This window comes from Kaistia dalseonensis, assembly GCF_030814715.1.
In the GTDB taxonomy this organism is placed as follows: Bacteria; Pseudomonadota; Alphaproteobacteria; order Rhizobiales; family Kaistiaceae; genus Kaistia; species Kaistia dalseonensis.
Genome location: NZ_JAUSVO010000002.1, coordinates 849,269 through 871,649, shown reverse-complemented (window position 1 = coordinate 871,649; position 22,381 = coordinate 849,269). Strand labels below are relative to the sequence as shown.

The 22,381-nt window shown below is 65.5% G+C and carries 20 protein-coding genes; 3 read left to right on the top strand and 17 right to left on the bottom strand.

The window, feature by feature from the left end; all coding sequences use genetic code 11:
• Positions 1–33 precede the first annotated feature (33 nt).
• The 4 genes from QO014_RS10315 to QO014_RS10300 form a co-directional block, all read right to left on the bottom strand.
• A complete protein-coding gene (locus QO014_RS10315) occupies positions 34–765 on the bottom strand; it encodes a M48 family metallopeptidase (RefSeq protein ID WP_266348587.1) in 732 nt (243 codons plus the stop codon).
• 253 nt (positions 766–1,018) lie between these two features.
• A complete protein-coding gene (locus QO014_RS10310) occupies positions 1,019–1,483 on the bottom strand; it encodes a nuclear transport factor 2 family protein (RefSeq protein ID WP_266348586.1) in 465 nt (154 codons plus the stop codon).
• Entirely contained in the window at positions 1,480–2,091 is a 612-nt protein-coding gene (locus QO014_RS10305; RefSeq protein WP_266348585.1) for a pyridoxamine 5'-phosphate oxidase family protein, read from the bottom strand. The genes QO014_RS10310 and QO014_RS10305 overlap by 4 nt, the downstream gene beginning before the upstream one ends.
• A gap of 68 nt (positions 2,092–2,159) precedes the next feature.
• Positions 2,160–2,711, bottom strand: a complete 552-nt coding sequence (locus tag QO014_RS10300) for a carboxymuconolactone decarboxylase family protein (RefSeq protein ID WP_266348584.1) — start codon at positions 2,709–2,711, stop codon at positions 2,160–2,162.
• A gap of 110 nt (positions 2,712–2,821) precedes the next feature.
• On the opposite strand from QO014_RS10300, the gene QO014_RS10295 reads away from it, so the two are divergent.
• Positions 2,822–3,745, top strand: a complete 924-nt coding sequence (locus tag QO014_RS10295) for a LysR family transcriptional regulator (RefSeq protein ID WP_370877115.1) — start codon at positions 2,822–2,824, stop codon at positions 3,743–3,745.
• Between the two features lie 181 nt (positions 3,746–3,926).
• Here the strand turns inward: QO014_RS10295 and QO014_RS10290 are convergent, their stop codons facing one another.
• Positions 3,927–4,382 (bottom strand): DUF2852 domain-containing protein, encoded by a 456-nt coding sequence (locus QO014_RS10290; protein WP_266348583.1) that lies wholly within the window; start codon positions 4,380–4,382, stop codon positions 3,927–3,929.
• 113 nt (positions 4,383–4,495) lie between these two features.
• Positions 4,496–6,088 (bottom strand): polyhydroxyalkanoate depolymerase, encoded by a 1,593-nt coding sequence (gene phaZ, locus QO014_RS10285; RefSeq protein WP_266348582.1) that lies wholly within the window; start codon positions 6,086–6,088, stop codon positions 4,496–4,498.
• A gap of 215 nt (positions 6,089–6,303) precedes the next feature.
• Between phaZ and QO014_RS10280 the strand changes: the two genes are divergently transcribed.
• Together QO014_RS10280 and QO014_RS10275 are read left to right on the top strand one after the other, a co-directional pair.
• Entirely contained in the window at positions 6,304–7,677 is a 1,374-nt protein-coding gene (locus QO014_RS10280) for an ActS/PrrB/RegB family redox-sensitive histidine kinase (protein ID WP_266348581.1), read from the top strand.
• 143 nt (positions 7,678–7,820) lie between these two features.
• Positions 7,821–8,378, top strand: coding sequence for an ActR/PrrA/RegA family redox response regulator transcription factor (locus QO014_RS10275; protein ID WP_266348580.1), 558 nt, complete (start codon positions 7,821–7,823; stop codon positions 8,376–8,378).
• A gap of 3 nt (positions 8,379–8,381) precedes the next feature.
• On the opposite strand, the gene QO014_RS10270 is transcribed toward QO014_RS10275, so the two are convergent.
• The 11 genes from QO014_RS10270 to QO014_RS10220 form a co-directional block, all read right to left on the bottom strand.
• Positions 8,382–8,861 (bottom strand): MmcB family DNA repair protein, encoded by a 480-nt coding sequence (locus QO014_RS10270; protein ID WP_266348579.1) that lies wholly within the window; start codon positions 8,859–8,861, stop codon positions 8,382–8,384.
• A 55-nt stretch (positions 8,862–8,916) separates the two neighbouring features.
• Positions 8,917–9,861, bottom strand: a complete 945-nt coding sequence (locus tag QO014_RS10265) for a lipid A biosynthesis lauroyl acyltransferase (RefSeq protein ID WP_266348578.1) — start codon at positions 9,859–9,861, stop codon at positions 8,917–8,919.
• A gap of 5 nt (positions 9,862–9,866) precedes the next feature.
• Positions 9,867–10,892: a zinc-binding dehydrogenase gene (locus QO014_RS10260; RefSeq protein ID WP_266348577.1), complete on the bottom strand. Its 1,026-nt coding sequence runs from the start codon at positions 10,890–10,892 to the stop codon at positions 9,867–9,869.
• An 86-nt stretch (positions 10,893–10,978) separates the two neighbouring features.
• Positions 10,979–12,274 (bottom strand): beta-ketoacyl-ACP synthase, encoded by a 1,296-nt coding sequence (locus QO014_RS10255; protein WP_266348576.1) that lies wholly within the window; start codon positions 12,272–12,274, stop codon positions 10,979–10,981.
• A 14-nt stretch (positions 12,275–12,288) separates the two neighbouring features.
• Complete coding sequence (locus QO014_RS10250) at positions 12,289–13,512, bottom strand: beta-ketoacyl-ACP synthase (protein WP_266348575.1); 1,224 nt, start codon at positions 13,510–13,512, stop codon at positions 12,289–12,291.
• An 8-nt stretch (positions 13,513–13,520) separates the two neighbouring features.
• The gene (locus tag QO014_RS10245) at positions 13,521–13,976 is read right to left on the bottom strand and encodes a 3-hydroxyacyl-ACP dehydratase FabZ family protein (protein ID WP_266348574.1); all 456 of its coding nucleotides are present in this window, start codon (positions 13,974–13,976) and stop codon (positions 13,521–13,523) included.
• A gap of 22 nt (positions 13,977–13,998) precedes the next feature.
• A complete protein-coding gene (locus QO014_RS10240; RefSeq protein WP_266348573.1) occupies positions 13,999–14,280 on the bottom strand; it encodes an acyl carrier protein in 282 nt (93 codons plus the stop codon).
• Between the two features lie 211 nt (positions 14,281–14,491).
• Positions 14,492–15,373: a transglutaminase family protein gene (locus tag QO014_RS10235; RefSeq protein WP_266348572.1), complete on the bottom strand. Its 882-nt coding sequence runs from the start codon at positions 15,371–15,373 to the stop codon at positions 14,492–14,494.
• A gap of 2 nt (positions 15,374–15,375) precedes the next feature.
• Positions 15,376–17,889 (bottom strand): circularly permuted type 2 ATP-grasp protein, encoded by a 2,514-nt coding sequence (locus tag QO014_RS10230; protein WP_266348571.1) that lies wholly within the window; start codon positions 17,887–17,889, stop codon positions 15,376–15,378.
• Positions 17,890–17,892: 3 nt separating this feature from the next.
• The gene (locus QO014_RS10225) at positions 17,893–21,216 is read right to left on the bottom strand and encodes a transglutaminase family protein (RefSeq protein ID WP_266348570.1); all 3,324 of its coding nucleotides are present in this window, start codon (positions 21,214–21,216) and stop codon (positions 17,893–17,895) included.
• Between the two features lie 115 nt (positions 21,217–21,331).
• Entirely contained in the window at positions 21,332–22,306 is a 975-nt protein-coding gene (locus tag QO014_RS10220) for an isopenicillin N synthase family dioxygenase (RefSeq protein ID WP_266348569.1), read from the bottom strand.
• Between the last annotated feature and the right edge of the window lie 75 nt (positions 22,307–22,381).

Below are 22,381 nucleotides of genomic sequence, written 5' to 3'. Positions count from 1 at the left end.
GGCAAGCGCGGCGCGAAAGAGCCGATCGAGGTTTCACGCAGCGCCGACGGCGTGCAGTGTGGCGCCGTGTCGGTTCAGCCAACTCTTGGCCGCCTCCATGCCCGGGCAGAGCTCTGCGACCAGACGCCAGAAGCGCGGCGAATGGTTCATCTCCCGCAGATGCGCCACCTCATGTGCGACGAGATAATCGAGCACGAAGGGTGGCGCCATGATCACGCGCCATGAATAGGCGATCGTGCCGGAGGACGAACACGAGCCCCAGCGGCTGGTCGGATCACCGAGCCGAATGGCCTTGACGGTGACGCCGAGTGCCGCCGCATGACGGCGCGTGGCGGCCTCCAGATCCTGCCGCGCCTCCCGCTTGAGGAAGTCCATGACGCGCCGCGGCAGATGCGCCGGCTCGCCATTGACGATCAAGAACGCCTCGCCTTCCGATCGATCGAGCGCTGCAGTGCCGCGACCGGGCCGATGGAGCAGCCGCACGGGCTCGCCGCGCAACTGGATCACCGCGCCGTCGACGATCGGCGTCGCGGCTGGGAGCGCCGCCAGGCGAGCCTTCAGCCAGCCTCGATTGCGCTCGACAAAGGCGCGGGCCTCGGCCAGCGCCCCGCGCGCAGGTATAGTGACGACCGGCTCGCGGACGGAACCGCGCAGCCGCAGCGTGTAGCGCCGCGCGCGGTCGTTCCAAAGCAGGGCGACGCGGACGATCTCGCCGTCAATATCGACATGGCAATGATCAGGCTTTGCCGCCTTCGGCCGAGTCACTGCCTTGATGCTGGAGAAGAAGCCCATGCGATTGTCAGAATGTGGCCTAGCGCACTGAATTGACATGAAAATTTCGTCTATCGCTTCCAATGCGCCGAGCCATAGACCGCGAGAATCCTACCATTATGAATGTGCACGTAAACTCGCCGGGAGACTTTGCTGGAGAAATCCTTGCAATCGAGGGCCACAGGCCCGTCGATGGGCACACGGCCCCCGACCCGAGCTCATAATTGGGTATTCTGGCCCGCGGAATCTACAGTCCCAGCGCACCCAGACCGGGGTGTTCATCCGGCCGGCGGCCCAACGGCCAATGGAATCTGCGGTCGGCCTCGGCAATGGGATGCTCGTTGATGCTGGCGATCCTGCGTTCCATCAGGCCATCGGCATCAAACTGCCAGTTTTCGTTGCCATAGGCGCGATGCCATTGGCCACCATCGTCGCAATATTCATAGGCAAAGCGAACGGCGATACGATTGCCGGCATGCGCCCAGACCTCCTTGATCAAGCGATAGTCCAGCTCGCGCGTCCATTTGCGTGTCAGGAACGCCTCGATCTCGGCACGGCCGGCCAGGAACTCGGCTCGGTTCCGCCACTGGCTGTCGCGCGTATAGCCGAGCGCCACTCGGGCCGGATCGCGGCTGTTCCAGGCATCTTCGGCAAGGCGCACCTTCTGCACCGCCGTTTCATCGGTGAAGGGTGGCAGCGGCGGGCGACTCATCGGGGTTCTCCAATCCGGCTCCTGAGGGCGGCATTCTCCGCTTCGAGTGCCGCGATGCGATCTTCGAGGCGAGCAACTGCCGTGGCGATGTCATCGGCGTCGAACTTCTGCGGGATGTGCTGCGGGCAGTTTGCGTCCCAAGCCTCGATCCGGAACAGGATCGCCTGCTCGGGCTTGGCACGATAGTCTTCCGGCATCAGTTCCGCGATAACGGCCGGATCCTGGCTGACCCATGCGCGGCCCCAGATCTTGATGCGCCGACGATGGGCATAGTCCATCAGGAACAGAAAGGCGCGGTCGTTCTCGGCCAGATTGCCAGTGGTCACATATTGGCGGTTGCCCCTGTAATCGGCAAAACCGAGCGTCTTGCTGTCGATCAGGCGGATGAAGCCGCGGCGGCCGCCCCGGTGCTGGGCATAGGGTTGGCCGTCGGCGGTGGCCGTGGCGAGATAGGCGGTATCGACTTCGGCGAGGAAATCCGCCAGTTCGTCGGTCGCGGCCGTCGGGAAGCCGTCGCGCGCTTCCATCCGCGCATAGATCTCGCGCGAGCCGCGCACGGCCTGGACGGCCTTGACCGCCGGGGAAAAGGCGATGTCGCTGGAAGGCATTGCAGTCGCTCCTTTTGCGAGCACCTGCGCTGCGCGCGCGGCGCAGGTGGCCCGGGCTGTTCGAGACGTCAGGCGGCCTTGCTGGCTTCCACGAGCGGGAAGTCGATCTCGGTCTTGAAGACCTCGTTGAAGAAATTGGTCCAGCTGTTCAGTGCGACGTGCTGGACGATCTCGATCAACTGCGCGTCGGAGTAGCCAGCAAGCTTGACGGCGGCGAAATCGGCATCGGTGACATGACCGCGATCGGTGGCGACCCGGACGGCAAAGCGGACGGCCGCGTCCGCCTTGGGGTCGTTCGAGGCGCCGTTGCGATTGGCGGCAATCTCGGCATCATCCAGCTTGAGCAGGTTGCGGCCGATGAAGGTGTGCGCCGACAGGCAATAGCTGCAGCCATTCACTTCGGCGACGGCGAGCGCGATCCGCTCGCGCGTGGCGGCAGGCAACGAGCCCTTGCCCAGCGCACCGGAGAGGCCGAGATAGCCCTCGAGCGCCTTCGGGCTGAGCGCGATCGAGCGGAACATGTTGGGGACGCTGCCAAGCTGCTGTCCGACGGCCTCGAGCAGGGGGCGCGAAGCTTCGGGGGCGTCGGCGACGGTGGCGGGTGTGGGAAGGCGGCTCATGGGTAGGTCCTTTCTCGCCAGCCGGATTGGCTGGTGACCCCTATCTATGACCTTTCATTTCAGGACATCAGACGCTACTTTTGAGATCCAATATTCCATTTTTTGGAAGAATGATGGATCGTTTCGAAGCCATGCGGACATTGGTGGCGGCTGTGGATAGCGGCAGCCTTTCGGCGGCGTCCCGTTCGCTCGCGGTGCCGCTGCCGACGATCAGCCGCCGCATCTCCGATCTGGAGACGCATCTCGGCTCGCGGCTGATGGTGCGAACCAGCCGCAGGCTGACCCTGACCGAAGCTGGCGAAGCCTTCACCGCGGTAGCGCGGCGCCTGCTCGACGATCTGGCCGATGCCGAGCGCGCGGCCAGCGGCGAATATCGCGAACCGCGCGGCGAACTGGTGGTGACGGCACCGATCATGTTCGGCAAGCTGCATGTCGCCCCGATCGTCCACGCCTTCCTTGCCGCCTATCCGCTGGTGAGCGCGCGGCTGATCCTGTCGGATCAGGTGGTCGATCTCATCGAGGCACGCGTCGATGTAGCGATCCGCATCGGTAGCCTGCCCGACAGCCGGTTGATCGGCCGTCAGGTCGGCCATGTGCGCTGGATTGCCTGCGCCAGCCCGGACTATCTCGCCAGGCATGGAACGCCTGCCGACCCCGATGCCCTGAGCGACCATGACTGCATTGCCTTCGAGGTCCCGCAGGCGCACCGAAACTGGACATTCGGCAGTGGTGCGAGCGAACGCACGGTGCCAATCAGGCCGCGCTTTTCGGTCAACACCGCCGACACAGTGGTGGAGGCGGCGGCGGCCGGTCTCGGCATCGCGCGCCTGATGTCCTATCAGACGGCTGCGGCGATCGCTGACGGGCGGCTGGTGCCGATCTTGCGCCGCTGGGATGATCGTCCGACGCCGGTCAACCTCATACACCCGCCGCAGCCGGTCCAGCCCCTGAAGCGCCGAGCCTTCCTGGATTTCATTGCGCCGAGATTGAGCCTCGCATTGGCGCAAATCGAAGGAACATTCGACAAGGCCTGAATGCGCGCGGTGTCGAGTGATGGCGCAGCCGCTGCCGGGACGAAGGCGCCTGCGGCGACGCCGTCACCCTGCGGCAGGGCAGGTCGAGGCGGGAAAAAGCGCCCTCGTGTGGGCCGCCCTGATACCAACACGAAAAGGCCGGGCTTTGTGGCCCGGCCCAATTCATCGGCACAGATCCCGATCAGAGGTCGATGACACCGTCATCCGACTGAGCGGTCGGCTTCACATCGCGCTGACGGCGGCGATCGGCCTTGAAGCGGTCGAACTCCTCCTGGTCGCGCGCGCGGCGAAGGTTCTGCACGAAGGTCTCGAACTCCGCGCGCTCTTCATCGAGCCGGCGACGTTCCTCTTCGATGCGCTTGAGCTCGGCCGCGCGGTAATCATCGAACGCCGAATTGCCGCTCTGATAGGCGTTCCAGCGCTGATCGCGCGATCCGCCCCAGCCGCAGCCCCGGAACGAGCGCTTGAAGTCATCGCGCACGCCTTCCGCGTTGCGGCGGAATTCCGGGAGCCGGTCGCCCCAGATGATATAGGCCAGCATGGCGAGACCGAGCGGCCAGAACACGACGAAGCCGAGGACCATCAGCGCGATGGTGAGCGGCGTCCATGCCGGACGCAGGGCCTGACTATGGGTCATTGATCCTTCCTTCCTGGAAACTCCCCAACGATTGGGAAGTGGGAAGGCGGAAAAGCTGATTCAAGCAAAATCGGACGGCAGGCCCGGGAAATCGGACCGCCGCCCGGCTGAACTCAGGACGATGTCGTCTCTCGCGCGAGCGTCTTGGCCTGCTCGACCCACTTGTCGCGCGCCACGCGCCCCTTGAAGGCGAGCCGTTCGTCGAGCTCGCTGATCTGCTTGTCGGTAAGCGCGGCGAGCTGCCAGAGATGGAAGATACCGAGCCCGTTCAGCGTCGCCTCGAGCTTCGGCCCGACGCCGGAGATCAGCTTCAGATCATCGGCGACCCCGTCGGGCCGCGCGAGCACCAGTGCAGCCAACGTATCGGCCTGGGTGGCCCGGCCCGGCGCCGGTTTCGGCTCCGGCGCGACCGGCTCCGCCGCCGGGGCAACCGCCTCGACCGGCACGGCATCCGGGGCGACCGCGCGATGACGATTATGGGTCAGGATGAAATCGCTGATGCGCGGCGCGATCTCCGCCCGGAAGCGGGAACCGTTGAAGACGCCATAATGGCCGACCTTCGGCTGCACATAATGGGCGCGCATGTCGCCGGGGATGTTGACGCAGAGATGCTGGGCCGCCTCGGTCTGGCCGACGCCCGAAATATCGTCGTTCTCGCCTTCGACCGTGAGCAGGGCGACATTGCGAATCGCCGTCAGGTCGACGCGTTCGCCCCGATGCAGCATCTCGCCCTTGGGCAGAGAATGCTTGATGAAGACCGTGTCGACCGTCTGCAGATAGAACGCAGCCGAGAGATCCATCACCGCGAGATACTCGTCGTAGAAATCCCGGTGCTTGGTCTGGGAATCACCGTCGCCGTCGACCAGGTGCTGGAAGAACTCCTTGTGGGCCGTCACATGGCGGTCGAGGTTCATGCTCATGAAGCCGGAGAGCTGCAGGAAGCCCGGATAGACGTCGCGCATGAAGCCCGGATGGGGAAATGGCACCTTCATGACGACATTCTGCTCGAACCAGTCGATCGTCTTGCCTTCGGCGAGCTTGTTGACCGCTGTCGGGTTGATGCGCGTATCGATCGGCCCCCCCATCAGCGTCATGGTGCGCGGGGCGAACGGGTCGTTGCGGGCTTCCATCACGGCGGCGGCCGCGAGCACGGGAACCGCCGGCTGGCACACGGCGATCACATGCGTATTCTCGCCGAGGGCCTGCAGCATCGCGATGACGTAGTCGACATAATCGTCGAGATCGAAGCTGCCTTCCGTCAAAGGCACCATGCGGGCATCGATCCAGTCGGTGATGTAGACGTCGTGCTTGGGCAGCATGGCGTCGACCGTACCGCGCAGGAGCGTCGCATAATGACCCGACATGGGCGCCACGATCAGCAGCTTCGGATCGGTCCGTGGCCGCTCGAGGACCCTGTCGAAATGAATCAGGTTGCAGAACGGTGCCTGCCAGACGATCTCCTCGACCACCGGCACGCGTTCACCGCCGACGAGGGTCGTCGGCAGGCCGAAGGCCGGCTTGCCATAACGGCGCGTGGTCCGTTCGAAGAGCTCGAGCCCGGCGGAGATATTCTTGCCGAGCGGCGTCTGCCCCAACGGATTGAAGGGGTTCTGCAGCATGAGCTTCATGATGTCCGCCGCGACGCGCATGGGCGACAGGGCAGCGTGGTTCAGTTCATAAAGCTGATAATAGGATAAGGGACTCATTCGACCTCCCGCAGCCCCGAAAGACGATGCGGTCGGCCGCAAACTGATCGTGCGAGGAAGACCGCGGCCGGCCTTTTGCGCTGCAATATGTAAGAACGATTCCACCTGCGACGCAAGTTGTTTGGCGATCCGAATGGTCAGGCTGCCGCCGAACCCATGCCCATCGTGCTATAAGCCGGTTCATAAAGGCAAAGACGTCCCCGGATGCCCCAGACATGACAGGTCCGATCCCCCCCACGGACAATTTCAACGCCAGGCGCCTGAAGCTGGATACGCTCGTCTGGCTGCGCTGGCTCGCCGTGGCCGGGCAGACCGTGACGGTGGTCTTCGTCCAGTTCTGGCTCCAGTTCCCGATGCCGATCGGCATCTGTCTCGCCGCCATCGCGCTGTCGGCCTGGGTCAACCTGTTCCTGAAGATCCGCTATCCGTCGAGCCTCAGGCTCCGTGCGCGGACGGCGGCGCTCATGCTCGCCTACGACCTGCTGCAATTGTCGCTGCTGCTCTATCTGACGGGCGGCCTGCAGAACCCCTTCGCGATCCTGCTGCTCGTGCCGGTCATCGTCTCGGCGACCACCATGGCGCCCCGGCTGACCATGGCGCTGGGCGGCCTCGTCATCGTGGCCGTGAGCGGTCTGGCCCTCTGGCACCTGCCGCTGCCCTGGGGCACGGCCGAGCCGATCGCCCTGCCACTCACCTATGTGGCCGGCGTGTGGGTCGCACTGGTCTCCGCCGTGGTCTTCATGGGCGTCTATGCCTTCCGTGTCGCGGAGGAGGCGCGCCAACTGGCAGACGCACTGACCGCGACGGAACTCGTCCTGGCGCGTGAGCAGCATCTCTCGGCGCTCGACGGGCTCGCGGCGGCAGCCGCGCATGAACTCGGCACCCCGCTCGCCACGATCGTGCTCGTCACCAAGGAACTCGAACGCGAACTGCCGAAGGACAGCCCCTACGCCGAAGACGTGGCGCTGCTCAGGAGCCAGTCGCAACGCTGCCGCGACATTCTCGGCAAGCTCACTTCGCTCTCGACGCAGACCGACCAGCATCTCGACCGCCTGCCGATCAGCCATCTTCTGGCCGAGGTCACCGAGCCGCACCGCGACGCGGGCATCGAGATCAAGATCAACGTCGCCGGCCGAGCCGACGCGGAGCCGGTCGGGCGCCGCAATCCCGGCATTCTCTACGGCATCGGCAATCTCGTCGAAAACGCGGTCGATTTCGCAGAGACGACGGTCGAGATCACGGCGATATGGACCGACAAGGCGGTCACGCTGATCATCGCCGATGACGGGCCGGGCTTTGCCTCGGACGTCATCGACCATATCGGCGAACCCTATGTCACGACGCGGGCGCGCAACGCCGAAATGGTCGAGGATCACGAGGCCGGCGGATTGGGGCTCGGCTTCTTCATCGCCAAGACGCTGCTGGAGCGTACCGGCGCGCAGATCGAACTCAGCAATCGCGAGCTGCCGGCCCATGGCGCTGTGGTGCGCATCAACTGGCCGCGTGATGCCATGGACCGCTTCCGCCAGGCGGGACGCGGCCGCGACAGCCAGGAAAGCGCTCCTCTCGGCATGGCGGCCGGCCACTGACCGGCCTTCCCCGGTCGGGCGATGCGGCTTTGTGGCCTCTTGTATTCATCATTCCATCATATCGGGCTTGCGCGCGCGTGGGGTCCGCCTATAACGCGCGTTGACGGGAACAAGAAAGACATGGGGGGCGGAGACGAGATCCTATGACTGACATAGAGACCGCTGGCCTCGCCGGTACCGACACATCCCTCATCATCGTCGACGACGACAAGGCGTTCCTGCAGCGCCTCGCCCGCGCGATGGAGACGCGGGGGTTCAGCGTCGATACCGCCGACACCGTCGCGGACGGCATTCGCAAGGTCGAGCAGCGGCCGCCGGCCTATGCGGTGGTCGACATGCGGCTCGAGGATGGCAACGGCCTCGACGTGATCGAGGCGATCCGCAAGCGGCGCCCGGAATCGCGCATGGTGGTGCTGACCGGCTACGGCAATATCGCGACGGCCGTCACGGCGGTGAAGCTCGGCGCGGTGGACTATCTGGCCAAGCCCGCCGACGCGGACGAAGTCTTCCTGGCGCTGACGCGCGACCCGGACGAAAAAGCGACCCCGCCGGACAACCCCATGTCGGCCGATCGCGTCCGCTGGGAACACATCCAGCGCGTCTACGAGCTCTGCGAACGCAACGTGTCGGAAACGGCCCGGCGCCTCAACATGCATCGCCGCACCCTGCAGCGCATCCTGGCCAAGCGCGCGCCGCGCTGATCCTCACACATCGGCAAAGCCCGCCTCCGGATCGAACAGGCCATGCAGCCGGTGCGCTGCTGCCTGGGCGAAGCGTATCGTCATCGCCTTGCGCCGTGCGCCGGCGAGCGTGGCCACCGGCGCCTCGCGCAGGATCTCGGCGCCATAGGCATCGGCCATGATCAGCCCGGTCGTCTCCGGGAAGATCGAGGCCGGCACGCCGGCATGGCTGGCGAAATAGAGCCGGTCGCAGAACGGCGCATAGTCGAACCACTTATTGTCGGCGCGGAAGTCCTCGATCGAGGATTTGATCTCGACGATGGTGATCTCGCCATTCGGCCCCAGAGCAATGATATCGGCGCGCCGTCCCGTGGTCAGCACCAGTTCGGAGATGACGGCATGGCCACGCGCGCGAAAAAGCCGGCCGACGCCGCGCTGGATCGCCAGGGCCCTGTCCGATTGCCGGCCGTCGCGCGGCGGGGTGATCGATTGAGAATAAAGCATGAACAGATTTTGCCATGGCGCGCGCCGCAGGAAAAGCGGTTCGTGCGATCGGCGCTCAGCGCCAGCGATTATGCAGCCAGAGCCATTGCTCGGGATGCTCCCGCACCCAACCCTCGACGACGGCCATGACGGCGGCCGTCCCGGCCGTGACATCGACCAGGCCCTCCGCGTCGCGGGGCATATCAAGCGGTGGCGTCAGCTCGACACGGAAGCGCCCATCGGGCAGGCGGATCGTGCGGGCGCCATGGACCGGGCAATCATATTGCCGCGCGAGGCGCGCAACGAGAGGATTGGCGGCGACCATACGGCCGAAGAAGGGGACGCGCGGGCCGGAGCCATGATGCTGGTCGGTCAATATGCCGAGATGCTCGCCGCGATCGAGCGCCGCAGCGACCTCGAAGGTGGCGCCGCGTCCCGAGGCGATGAGCTTGCCCATCAGTTCCTCGCGGCGGCGGATCAGGTCCTGCGCGATGACATTGTTGGTCGGGGCACGAAAGAGCGCCACGACGGGCAGGCCGAACCTGGCCGCGACGACAGCCAGGATTTCCCAATTGGCGAGATGTGCCGAGAATACGATGCCCGGCTTGCCATCGTCACGAAGCGACAGGAAGTATTCGAGCCCGACCACCTCCGTCCGGCATCGATCGAGATGTTCGGGATCGATATCGACGAGTTGGTCCAGGTGAACATATTCGGCGACGGTGCGGCCGAGATTGCGCCAGACGCCTTCGAGGATCGCCTCGCGCTCGGCCTCGGTCTTCTCTGGAAAGGCGGCGGCGAGGTTGCGCAGGGCGAGCTTCGATTCCGGGACAAAGCGGCCGACGAACACCGTGACGGCTTCCGAGACACGCCCTGCCCGCTCGGGCCCGAGCGCGCGGATCAGCCCGATCAGACCTCGTACGGCCGCGGCCACCGTCACCTGGGTGGCGCGGCTGCGCGATAGGCTGCGGACGAAATTCTTGAAGGGCCGCTTGCGACCGCTGGGAATGCCCGTCGCCATGCGGATCAGAGCGTCACGATGACTTTGCCGAAGACCTGTCGTCCCTCGATCTTGGCCAGCGCCAGGTCGATATCCTCCAGGGCGATCACGCTGTCGATCACCGGCGAAACGACGCCAGCGCCGATCTTGGCGAGCGCATGGGCGATATTCTCGATCCGGCAGCCGAACGAGCCGATCAGGCGCAATTGCTGCTGATAGAGCTGGAACAGGTTGATCTCGGTCGAAATGCCCGTCGTGGAGCCGCAGGTGACGAGCGTACCACCACGGCGCAGCGAGAACATGCTGCCGGCCCAGGTATCGACGCCGACATGCTCGAAGACGACATCGACGCCGCGCTTCTTCGTAATCTTGCGGACAACGCCCTCGAAGCGCTCCTCGCGATAGTTGATGACGTGATGCGCGCCGAGCGCGAGCGCCTTCTCGGCCTTTTCAGGGCTGCCGACCGTGGTGATGATCGTGGCGCCCGCCGCCTTGGAAAGCTGGATCGCCGCCGTGCCGATGCCGCTGCCGCCCGCCTGGACCAGGATCGTCTGGCCTGCCTCGAGCTTGGCATTGTCGAACAGCATGTGCTCGACCGTGCCATAGGTGACGGGCGTGCAGGCCGCGTCACGCACCGAGACACCTTCCGGCGCCGGCACGACCAGACGCGCCTTCATCGTCACATAATCGCAGGCAAAGCCATCAATGTGGAAGCCGCGCACGCCGGCGACGTTCTCGCAGAGATTGTCGCGGCCCGCATGGCAGGCGGGGCACTGGCCGCACGTCTCGGCGCCATAGAGAGCGACGCGCTGGCCGATGCTCAACCCCTCGACGCCCGGTCCGATCGACTCGATCGTGCCAGCGGCTTCGGCGCCGATCGTCAGCGGCAGCTTGCGCTTGGCGAAGGCCATGCCGCGCCAGCCCCAGACGTCGATATGGTTGAGCGCCACCGCTCCGATCTTGACGCGGACCTCGCCCTCTCCCGGCGGATGCGCCATCGGCACGTCGACGATCGAGAGCTTGCGGTCGGAGAGCAGTTGCAGAGCGCGCATGAATATCAGGGTCCGTCAGTCAGAAGTCGCGGCTCTGCTTAGCGCCTCGCGCCAGAAGACGCCAGAGCAGAGACCCATGCGCCGCTTCAGCCCGGCTCGGCCGCAATCAGCAGGCACGCATTCTGGCCGCCGAAGCCGAAGGAATTGGAGAGCACCATGGAGACCGGCGCACGGCGCGCGACATTGCCGACGATATCGAGCGGAAAGCTCGGGTCCGGATTCTCGTAATTGATCGTCGGAGGGATGACGCCGTCGCGGATGGTCTTGATCGAGATCACCGCCTCGACCGCGCCGGCCGCCGTCAGCGTATGGCCGATCATCGACTTGTTGGAGCTGATCGGGATATTGCGGATGTGCTCGCCGAACACGGCTTCGAGCGACATCGCCTCCATCTTGTCGTTCTCGGGCGTGCCGGTGCCGTGCGCGTTGATGTGGTCGACCTCTTCGATCGCGACACCGCCATCGGCAAGAGCCTGCCGGATCGCGCCGATGACCGGCGATCCGTCCGGCTTGGAGCGCGTGCGGTGGAAATCGTCGGCCTGCTCGGCCACGCCGCGAATGACCGCCAGGATCTCGGCACCACGTGCCTTGGCGGCATCATAGTCTTCCAGCACCAGCGCGCCGGCCCCTTCGGCAATCACGAAGCCGTCGCGGCTCTTCGAGAACGGCCGCGAGGCCGCAGTCGGATCTTCGTTGGAAGTGGAGAGCGCCGAAAGCAGTGAAAAGCGGACGACCGCCTCGACCTGCACCGATCCATCCGTGCCGATGCAGAGCGCGGCATCCGTATCGCCTCGACGAATGGCCTCGACGCCGAGCTGGATCGCCGAGGCGCCCGAGGCGCAGGCGGTCGACAGGGAGATCGGCGCGCCGCGCGTGCCGAACTGGTCGGCCGTGCGCTCGGCGACGCAGCCATAGAGCGCGAATTCATAGGTGTCGGTATCGTTCAGGGCCCAGGCGCCGTCGATCATGCGATCATAGGCATCGCCCGAGTCCGGATTGGTGCCGGCATAGAGCGCGCGCTTGGCCGGCCATTCGAGCTCGACCGGCGGCACGGCCATGAAGAGCATGCCCGGAAAATCGCCCGGCGTGCCGAGCTTGGACTGTGCGATCGCCTCTTCGGCGGCGAGATGCGCGAGGCGCTCCGTCAGGACCGGCGAACGAACCGGCTCGTCGAACAGAAAATCGACCGTGCCGGCAATGGTGGTGCGCAGATGATCCGTCGGGAAGCGTGTGATCCGATGGATGCCCGAGCGGCCCGAAGTCAGCGCCGACCAGTTGTCCTGAACGCCTTGGCCGAGCGAGGTCACGACGCCCATGCCCGTGACCGCCACGACCGGGCGTCCGAGATGATCACGAGTCTTGCCAGTTGCGGTAGCGCTCATCGCGGCAGCCTTTCTCAGTCGATGGCTTCGACGAGCGCCATGCCCTCGCCACGCCAGAATCCCCAGCTTGTCGCCAGGATCTGCGACGGCGCCTCGGTGGCGGCCTGCTCGAACCCGGTCGGATCAAAGGGAAGATAGAAACCCTTCTTCGCGATCGCCAGTCCGGCCAGAGCGATCTGCGCCGGAAACACGGCCTCGATGCTGCTGCCGATCAGGCTCTGCGACGCGCGCACGGGGCCGATAATGCCCTCGGCGCCCAATTGCTCGAGCAGCGCCCGCTCTTCCAGCGTCGCGGCCGTCATGCCGTTAGCACCGGAGAGAACGGCAACCGGCGCCTTGCCGATCGAAGGACGGATCGCCTCGATCTGCCCGCGCGCAACGGCGGCGGCATCACCCGGCTTGCGGCGGCTGCGGCCCGATAGCACGGGACCAAGCTTGGCATAGGCGGTGCGACCACGTGCCTCGGCATGAGCCCGGGATTCGAGGACCAGAAAGGCCCCGACGGAACCCGTGATCATGCCGCCCTCGGGACTGGCGGCAGCGCGCGCCCAGACGGGCTCGAGCTCGCCCTTCCAGAGCGTGTGGCCGAGCGCCAGGCTGAGCAGCATATCCTTGCGCTCGGCATTATAGGCGGCGCCGACGATGAACAGGTTGCCCTGGCCCGCGCGAATCCGGCGCGCGGCGACTTCCACGGCGCTGATGCCGGCCAGTTCCTCGCCCATGAAGGTGCGCGACGAACCGGTCACCTTGTGCACGATCGAGATGTTGCCGGCCAGAAGGTTGGACAGCTGCGCCAGGAACAGGGTCGGGCGCAGATCATTGGCGAGGTGTTCGTTCAGGAACGCCTCGGGTGCCGGTGCGCTTTCGAGCCCGGCGAGGATCTGCCCATCGACCTCGAGATCACGCTCGCCGCCGCCTGCGGCGACAATCATGTCCATATGCGCCAGCCGATCGAGATCGCCGGCAAGGCCCGCATCTTCCAGCGCCAGGCCGGCGGCATAGGTGCCGAGCCGCTGCCAGGTCTCCATCTGGCGCTGGTCGGCGCGACGGGGGATCTGGCGGTCGAGCTCGAGGGGCACCATCGGCAGGACCGGGAACGGCTTGAACCGCTCCATCTCGGCCTTGGCCGGATGTACGTCACCCGTCGCCATGGCCTGCCAATGCGCTTCCGTCCCCTCGCCGAGCGAGGAAACGAGGCCGATGCCGGTGATCCAGACATCCTGCGAGGCGTTGGTCATTCGGTGTCCTATTTCTGGCCGAGGCCGATCACGGCAGCACGCGCCTCGATCTCCGCCTTCAGTTCCGGCGCGGGGAAATCGAGCACCCGCAGCGTCAGTTCCGCGTCGCAGACGGGGCCGTCCTGCTCGATGCGGCCTTCCGTGACTGAATAGCCCGAGCCCTCATGCACCATCTTGGCATAGACATCGAGCGTCGTGCCCGGCTCGATGAACTTGCGGAACTTGGCTTTCTTGACGCCCGCGAAGAAGGGCATCCGCGTGAGACCGTTCATGCCGAGGATCAGATAGCCTGACGCCTGCGCCATCGTCTCGATCAGGAGAACGCCAGGCAGGATCGGATATCCCGGAAAGTGCCCTTCAAAGATCGGGCTCTTCTCCGGAACAAAGGCTTTCGCGTGAATCTCACCCGTCGCCGCATCGAAGGATACGACGGTGTCGATCATCTGGAAATATTCGAGGCGCATGGCGCTTGAGTACCGCCCGAGATCAGGCGTTCTTCTTGGCGACGAGTTCGTCGATATGCGCCGCGAGGTTTTTCAGGAGGAAGTACTCTTCGACCGAGGCCTTGCCGGCGTTCACTTCCTGCGTCCACTGCTCAAGCGGGATCTTGATCCCGAACTTCTTGTCGAGCGCGAAGACGATGTCGAGAAAATCGAGGCTATCAATGCCCAGATCGTCGATAGCATGGGATTCGGGCGTGATCTTCTCGCGCGGAATTTCACTGGTCTGGGCGATAACATCGGCAACGACGTCGAACGTTGAAGACATGACGGTCACGTAGTCCTATCTTGAATGGATCCCGAATTCCGGGCCGGGCCGCTTGGGACGGGCACCACAGCTCGGATCGAGACCGCGTGCCGACCTTCCGTCGGCCGAGGCAGCGAGGAATTGCTGCCGTCCTGATACCGTGTGCCGGGGCGAAATACCAGCCTGTCCAGCCGGCTTACCGATTGGACGGACAAAATGCGGCAAGACTGCCTCATCCCTCGACCGGAATGACATCGACGGCGACATCGAGCGTGTGGTCGCCTGAGGTGACGATGACGCCGTCGGCTGGTGCTGCATCGACATAGTCGCGCCCGAGCGCCAACACGACGTGATCCTCGTCCGCGACGACCCCATTGGTGGGGTCGAGGCCGATCCAGCCCGCGCCGCGCCCGCACCAGACCGCCACCCACGCATGCGTTGCATCCGCGCCTTCGAGCCGCGGCCTCCCCGGCGGCGGCTCGGTCCGGAGGAAGCCGCTGACATAGGCCGCCGGCAGGCCCAGCGTCCTGAGGCCGGCGATCATGACATGAGCGAAATCCTGGCAGACGCCGGCGCGCTTGGCGAAAGCATCGGCCGGCAGCGTCTTCACATCGGTCGCCTCGGGGTCGTAGTTGAAATCGGCCTTGATGCGCTTGGTGAGATCGAACGCCGCCTCGAAGATCGGCCGGCCGGCCGGGAAGCTCTTGGCGACATAGGCGCCGATCGCATTGTCGATCGCGATCAGGCGGCTCGCGAACAGGAAGTGCACCGGCGAGCGCGGGCCAAGATCGGTTTCGGATACGGCGATGCGGCGAATGTGCTCCCAGGGCGGGGTCGCCGCCGGATCAGGCCGGGTCGCCTTCTCGACGAGAACCCGCGCACGGGTTTCCAGCTTCAATTCCTCATGCGGAAAGGCAAAGGCGACCGTGGTGATCCTGTTGCCGAAGAAATCAAAGCCGTCATGACGCTCGGTCGGCGACGGCGTGATGGAAAGGTCGGCCGCGATGACACGCTGGCCGGCGCGCTCGACCGGAAGCAGCCGCAGCACCTGACGGGCAAACGGAACCGGGCTCGCATAGCTATATTGCGTCACCTGACGAATGTCGTAGAGCACGCTCAGTCCCCGGCCTCGGTCGGATCGGTCGCTCGCCGATGGGTGAAATAGGCGAGCGCGATCTCATCGGAAATCCGCATCAGGGCGGTCTCGTAGCCGAAGATCGTGTCGTGATCGAGATCGGCGACATCCGCCGTGCCGAGTTCGGTGGAAAGACGGGTCGCGAGGCGATCGGCCGCGCCGAGAATGCCGGCCGGGGCATGGGCGGGAAGATCGGCCAGAGACTGGCGAATCCGGTCCGCCTGAAAGGCGAGTGCGCGGGGATTGCCCGCATCGAGCAGCACGAGATCGACCACGGGCATGCGGGCAGCTTCCATCACATAGCGGATGCGATAGGTGATCTGGCTGTCGGCGAGTTCGAGCAGGGCGTCGAGTTCGGCAGGCTGGCCGCTCAGCCCGCAATAGCGCGTCGCCCGCGCCACTGCGAGGCCGCGATCGATGCGGCGGCCGAGTTCGAGGAAGCGCCAGCCATTGTGGCGCACCATGTTTTCCTGGGCGAGGCCGGAGAATGCGGCGATCAGGCGGAGTGCCTCGTTCGCCCGCTCCAGCATGTCGCTGCCGGTGCGCGATTCGAGCGGCGCCTGCATCAGGATTTCCAGATCCGCAACGGCGCGCCAGGCATCCGGCGACAGACGGTCGCGAATGACCGATGCCGCCCGGCGCGAGGCCTCGGCGAGGCGGGGTACGGTGTTGAAGGCCTTGCGGTCGGTGAGCGCCGAGAGCGCGAGCGGCGCCGGCTGCATCGGCCCGTCATTGGTGCTCGCCGCGCCCGATGCGATCAGTATGGCGACAAGCCTGGCCGTGACCGCGGCGCCATCGCCGCCTTCATCGACCAGACGGCCGGCAATGGCGCGGATGATCCTGAGCGCCGCCTCGGTTCTCTCGACATAGCGACCGAGCCAGAAGAGATTTTCCGCGGCCCGGCTCGGCAAGGTCGAGGTGACGCGGCGGAGCGCGACCTTGTCGGGCGAGGCGAGCAATGTCGTCTCGGCAACCGGTCGATCGGACATGACCCAGACATCGGCCGACGCGCCGCCCTGCTGCAGCGTCATGGCGCGCGCATCCGGCCGATCGGAGATACGGCAGAAGCCGCCCGGCATCACCGTCCAGCCATCGGCGGAGCGGGCGACATAGAGGCGCAGGATCGAAGGCCGTGGCTCCAGATGAGCGCTGTCGCCCGTGCCGCGCCAGACCGGCGTGGTCGAGAGCTTGACCACTTCCTGGCCGACGAAATCGCTGCCACGCCGGGCGATCGCCGCGATCAGCTTTTCCTTTTCCTCCGGCTCCAGATCGCCGCCGAGCACGGGGCCGCGTTCGAGAATGCCAGGGACCGTTGCGCCGAGCGCCGGCGCGATCACCATGCGGTCGAATTCCGCCAGCACATGGTCGCGCTCCAGCGTCTGTCCACACCACCAGGTGGCGACATTCGGCAGGATCAGCTTCTCGCCCAGAATGCGCTCGGCGAGACCGGGGATGAACCCCATCATGGCGCGCGCCTCGATGATCCCCGATCCGAGCGCATTGGCGATCGCCACATTGCGCTGGCGGATCGCACCGGCAAGGCCGGGGACGCCGAGCCGCGAGGCCGGGTTCAATTCGAGCGGGTCGGCGAAATCGGCGTCGAGACGGCGGAGCAGCACGTCCGCGCGCTTCAAGCCGGAAATCGTGCGCATATAGACCGTGTCGTCGCGCACGGTCAGGTCCTCGCCCTCCACCAGCACAAAACCGAGATAGCGCGCGAGATAGGCGTGTTCGAAATAGGTCTCGTTCAAGGGACCGGGCGTGAGCAGTGCGACGCGCGTCTCCTCATGCCGATTGAGCGCGTTCAGGCCGCTGCGAAAATCCTGGAAGAAGCCGGCGAGACGCTCGACATTGAACGAGCGGTAGACATCGGGCAGCGCGCGCGAAAGCGCGATGCGGTTTTCCAGCGCATAGCCCGCGCCGGACGGCGCCTGCGTGCGGTCGGAGATGACCCACCAGCGCCCGTCCGGACCACGGCCGACATCGACCGCGTAGATCCTCAGATGATGGCCGCCGACCGGCTTCGAGCCGACGAGCGGCCGCAGGAATTCGGGGCTGCCGGCAATGATCGCCGCAGGCAGGGCACCGTCGGCGGCGAGCTTTCCCTCGTCATAGACATCGCCGAGGATCGTATCGAGCAGCTTGGCCCGCTGGATGAGGCCCGCCTCGAGGTGACGCCATTCATTCGGCTCGATCAGGAACGGAACATGCGACAGCGGCCACGGCCGCTCGTCGCCATTCTCCGCGCCATAGACGCGGAAGACGACGCCCGAATCAGCCAGGTGCCGGTCGGCGAGTTCGAAACGATGCTCGACCTCGCCCGGGCCCAGCGCCGCCATGGTCTCGACGAAGCGCATCCAGTGCGGGCGGATACGGCCATTCTTGTCGATGAACTCGTCGGCAACGCCCGGCAAGGGCCGATAATGCGCGACGAGACGCAGCGCCCTGTCGGCTGCGGCCCGGCCCCTGCGCGGCGTTTCCGTGCGTGCCACCATGTCCTAGAGACCGGCCGGACGGCGAAGATCGAGCGTCAGCGGGAATTCGCCCGATGGCATCTCGATCGGCGGCAGGAAGGCGCCACCGGTATGACCAATCGACTCGAAGCGGGCGAGCCGTCGTGCCTCGGCCTCGTAGGAGTTGACCGGGAAGGTGTCGTAGTTGCGGCCACCGGGATGGGCGACATGATAGACGCAGCCGCCCAGCGAACGGCCCGACCAGGTATCGACGATGTCGAAGGTGAGTGGCGCATGGACGGGAATCGTCGGATGCAGGCCCGATGCGGGTTGCCACGCCTTGTAGCGGACGCCCGCCACATAGCTGCCGGCAATGCCCGTCGAATGCATCGGGATGCGGCGTCCATTGCAGGCGATGACATGGCGGCCGGGGTCGAAGCCGTCGGCCTTGACCTGGATGCGCTCGACCGAGCTGTCGACATAGCGCACCGTGCCGCCGATCGCCCCCTCCTCGCCCATCACATGCCAGGGCTCGAGCGCCTGCCGCAATTCGAGCTTTACGCCCTGCTGCTCGATAGCGCCGAAGAAGGGGAAGCGGAACTCGCGCTGCGCCTCGAACCATGTCGGATCGAACGGATAGCCAGCCCGTTCGAGATCGGTCAGCACGTCGCGGAAATCCGACCAGACGAAATGCTCCAGCATGAAGCGGTCATGCAACTGCGTGCCCCAGCGGATCAGCGATCCCTGCTGCGGCTGCTTCCAGAACCAGGCGATGAGCGCGCGCAGCAGGAGCTGCTGAGCGAGGCTCATGCGGTAATCCGGCGGCATTTCGAACGAGCGGAACTCGACCAGCCCGAGCCGGCCCGTCGGCCCATCGGGCGAATAGAGCTTGTCGATGCAGATCTCGGCGCGGTGCGTATTGCCGGTGACATCCACCAGCAAATTGCGGAAGAGCCGGTCGACGAGCCAGGGCGGCGGAGCCCCCCAGTTCGGCGAGGGCACTTTCGACATCGCGATTTCCAGCTCGTAGAGGCTGTCGTGCCGCGCCTCGTCGATGCGCGGGGCCTGGCTGGTCGGGCCGATGAACAAGCCCGAGAACATGTAGGAGAGCGAAGGATGGCGCTGCCAGTAGAGCACAAGGCTCTTCAAGAGGTCCGGCCGGCGCAGGAAGGGACTGTCGGCGGGATGGGCACCACCGACCACGACGTGATTGCCGCCGCCCGTTCCCGTGTGGCGGCCATCGGTCATGAACTTCTCGGTGCCGAGGCGCGAAAGACGCGCCTCCTCATAGAGATCGCGTGTCGTCGCGACGCACTGGGTCCAGTCGGCGGCGGGATGGATGTTGACCTCGATGACGCCCGGGTCCGGCGTCACCTTGATGACGTCGATGCGCGGGTCGATCGGCGGCGGATAGCCCTCGACATGAACCGGCAGGCCGAGATCGCGCGCCGAAGCCTCGACGGAGGCGAGCAGCTCCAGATAATCCTCCAGCCGTTCGGTCGGCGGCATGAAGACGCAAAGGCGGCCATCGCGCGGCTCGATCGACAGTGCCGTTCGGACGGCGCCCGTCCCGGTGAAGTACTGCTCGATCTGCTCGGCGCGATCCGCATCGGCGCCGTCCGCGCCACGGCGCGAAACCTGTGCGGCGAGCTCTTCCGGATCAGGCAGCGGCGCGTTGATCGAGCCCGGATCGGCCTGGATGATGAATGGATAGGACGAGGCCGGAACGTAAGGCAGTGACGATAGCGGCAGGCGGAAGCCGACCGGGCTGTCGCCGGGCACAAGGAACATCTTGCCACGGCGGAGCGGCCATTTCTCCGATGCCCAGCGCCGCCGCGGCTGCGCCTTGGCCTGCCAGCGTTGCACGGGCAGCACATAGCCCGAGGGATTGCCGAGGCCGCGCTCGAAGACGCGGGCGATGCGCGCCCGAGCCTCAGGATCATCGAGCTTCGAATCGGACGTCGTGACGTTTTCAGGAAGTTCGGCCTCCTTGAGAATCCAATGGGCCGGATCCTCATAGGCGGGAATGACGTAGCTGGCGCCGATGCCGAGCCGGTCAGCGAGATCCTCGAGCAGCGCGCCGGCCTGTTCGGCCGTCGCCTTCTGCGGCTGGTGCTCGGCGGCAATCAGGCTCGGATCGTTCCAGATCGGCTTGCCGTCCTTGCGCCAGTAGAGCGCGAAGGTCCAGCGCGGCAGGCTTTCGCCCGGATACCACTTGCCCTGGCCATAATGCAGGAACCCGCCGGGCGCGAAGCGTTCGCGCAGGCGGCGGATCAACTCGTCGGCACGGATCCGCTTGGTCGGCCCGACGGCGGCGGTATTCCATTCCGCCGCCTGGTAATCGTCGATCGAGACGAAGGTCGGCTCGCCGCCCATGGTCAGGCGCACATCATGCGCCCTCAGGTCGGCATCGACCTGGTGGCCGAGCGCGTCGAGCGCCGCCCAACTCTCATCGGAGAAAGGCAGCGTCACGCGCGGCTTCTCGGCCACGCGGTCGACCCGCATCTCGAACTCGAATTCCGTCTTGGTGTCGGGCTCGGCCGAGAACGCGCCGGTGATCGGCGCGGCCGACCGGTAATGAGGCGTCGCGCAGAGCGGCAGGTGGCCTTCACCCGTGAAGAGCCCGGAGGTCGGGTCCATGCCGATCCAGCCGGCGCCTGGAACATACACCTCGGCCCATGCGTGCAGATCGGTGAAATCCACCTCGGTGCCCGAGGGTCCGTCGAGCGCCTTCACGTCCGGCTTCAGCTGAATGAGATAGCCCGACACGAAGCGTGCGGCGAGGCCGAGATGGCGCAAGGTCTGCACCAGCAGCCAGCCCGAATCGCGGCAGGAGCCAGCGGCCGTCGAAAGCGTCTCTTCCGGCGTCTGCACGCCGGGCTCCATGCGGATCAGATAGCGTATGTCGCTCTGCAGGCGCTGGTTGATCGAGACCAGGAAGTCGACGATCTGCATCGGGCCGCGCGGGATCGTCTCCATGAAGGACGTCAGCAGCGGACCGGCCGGCTCCGGCACGAGATAGGCGGCGAGTTCCTCGGCGAGCGACGGCTCATAGACGAAGGGAAACTGGTCGGCATAAGGCTCGACGAAGAAATCGAACGGATTATACACCTCGAGCTCGGCCAGAAGGTCGACCTCGATCGCAAATTCCTTGGTCTTTTCCGGAAAGACGAATCGCGCCTGCCAGTTGCCGTGTGGATCCTGCTGCCAATTCACGAAATGATTGGCCGGCGTCACCTTGAGCGAATAGCTCGGCACCTTGGTGCGGCAATGCGGCGCCGTCCGCAGGCGGATGACCTGTGGACCGAGTTGGACGGGCTTGTCGTAGCGGTAGCGGGTAACATGGCGAAGCGCGGCGAGAATCGACATCGTCTGTTCTATTTCTCCGGCGACGGACTTCAGATGACTTTAGCGACGGTAGATCGGTTCTGGATGACGCAACATTCGCGCCAGAGCCGCAGCCCGGCGCGGCAGGACACGACGATCAGGCTTTCGAGACAGTCGAGCGAAACTTCGACGCAAGATATTCTCCCGACCCGACCGGTGGATATTTGGCGCTTTCGCCCGGCGCCAGGCAGGTTTCTATGCAGGCTATTTCGGCATCCCAATTGGGCTGATGGAAAAAGGCCATGGACTGTCGGCGCGCCGAACGACCAATGTCGCGCGGCGGGATCGTCACGCGGTGCAATGTCGACTTCCAGAGGTCGTTCGTCCACCGCTGCATCAGATCGCCGATATTGATGACGAAGCTTCCCGGCGTGGCCGGCACCTTGTGCCAGGCGCCATCGAGCCCCTTGACCTCGAGCCCGCCCGGCGCGTCCTCCTGCATCAGAATCGTGAGCGAGCCATAGTCGGAATGGACGCCGGCGCGCAATTGGCCGGGAACCGGGTCCTCGACCAGATCGGGATAGTTCAGCAGGCGGAGTGCGCTCGCCTCATGGTCGATGAAGCGGTCGAAATGGGTCTCCGGCAGATCGAGCGCGAGCGCGAAGAAGCGCATGATTCGGCCGGCGAGCGCCGACATTTCGCGGTAATAGGCCATCACGGCGGCGCGGAAATCATCACCGCCGACAGGCCAGGGATTGGCTGAGAAGACAAACGCCTCGGCATCGTCGGCGGGCTTGTGGTCGAGCCGGTTGAAGGCGGAAGGCCCGAACGAAAACGTCTCCTTGAGATCGGCCGGCGTCGCATCGCCGAGCGAGGCGGCGAGCGTCTCGCCCTTGACCGGACTATAGCCATAGGGATAGCCCGGATAGGGCATGCCCGCCGTCAGCTTCTCGTCGACGGGCCGGTCGAAAAAGGCGCGCGTCGCCTGCCAGCCCCTCGCGACAACGGCGTCATCCGCGCCGTGGCCCGTCACCATAAAAAACCCTGTCTCGCGGCAGGTCCGGCCGATCGCATCAGCGACCGCACCGGGACCGCGAGGATCGGAAAGATCAATGAGCGGGACGACAGTCATGAAATTCCTCAGACGCGCAACACAACCAGCTTGCAGACTATGGCTGCGCGAGCGTGTTGGGAACTGCCATTCGGC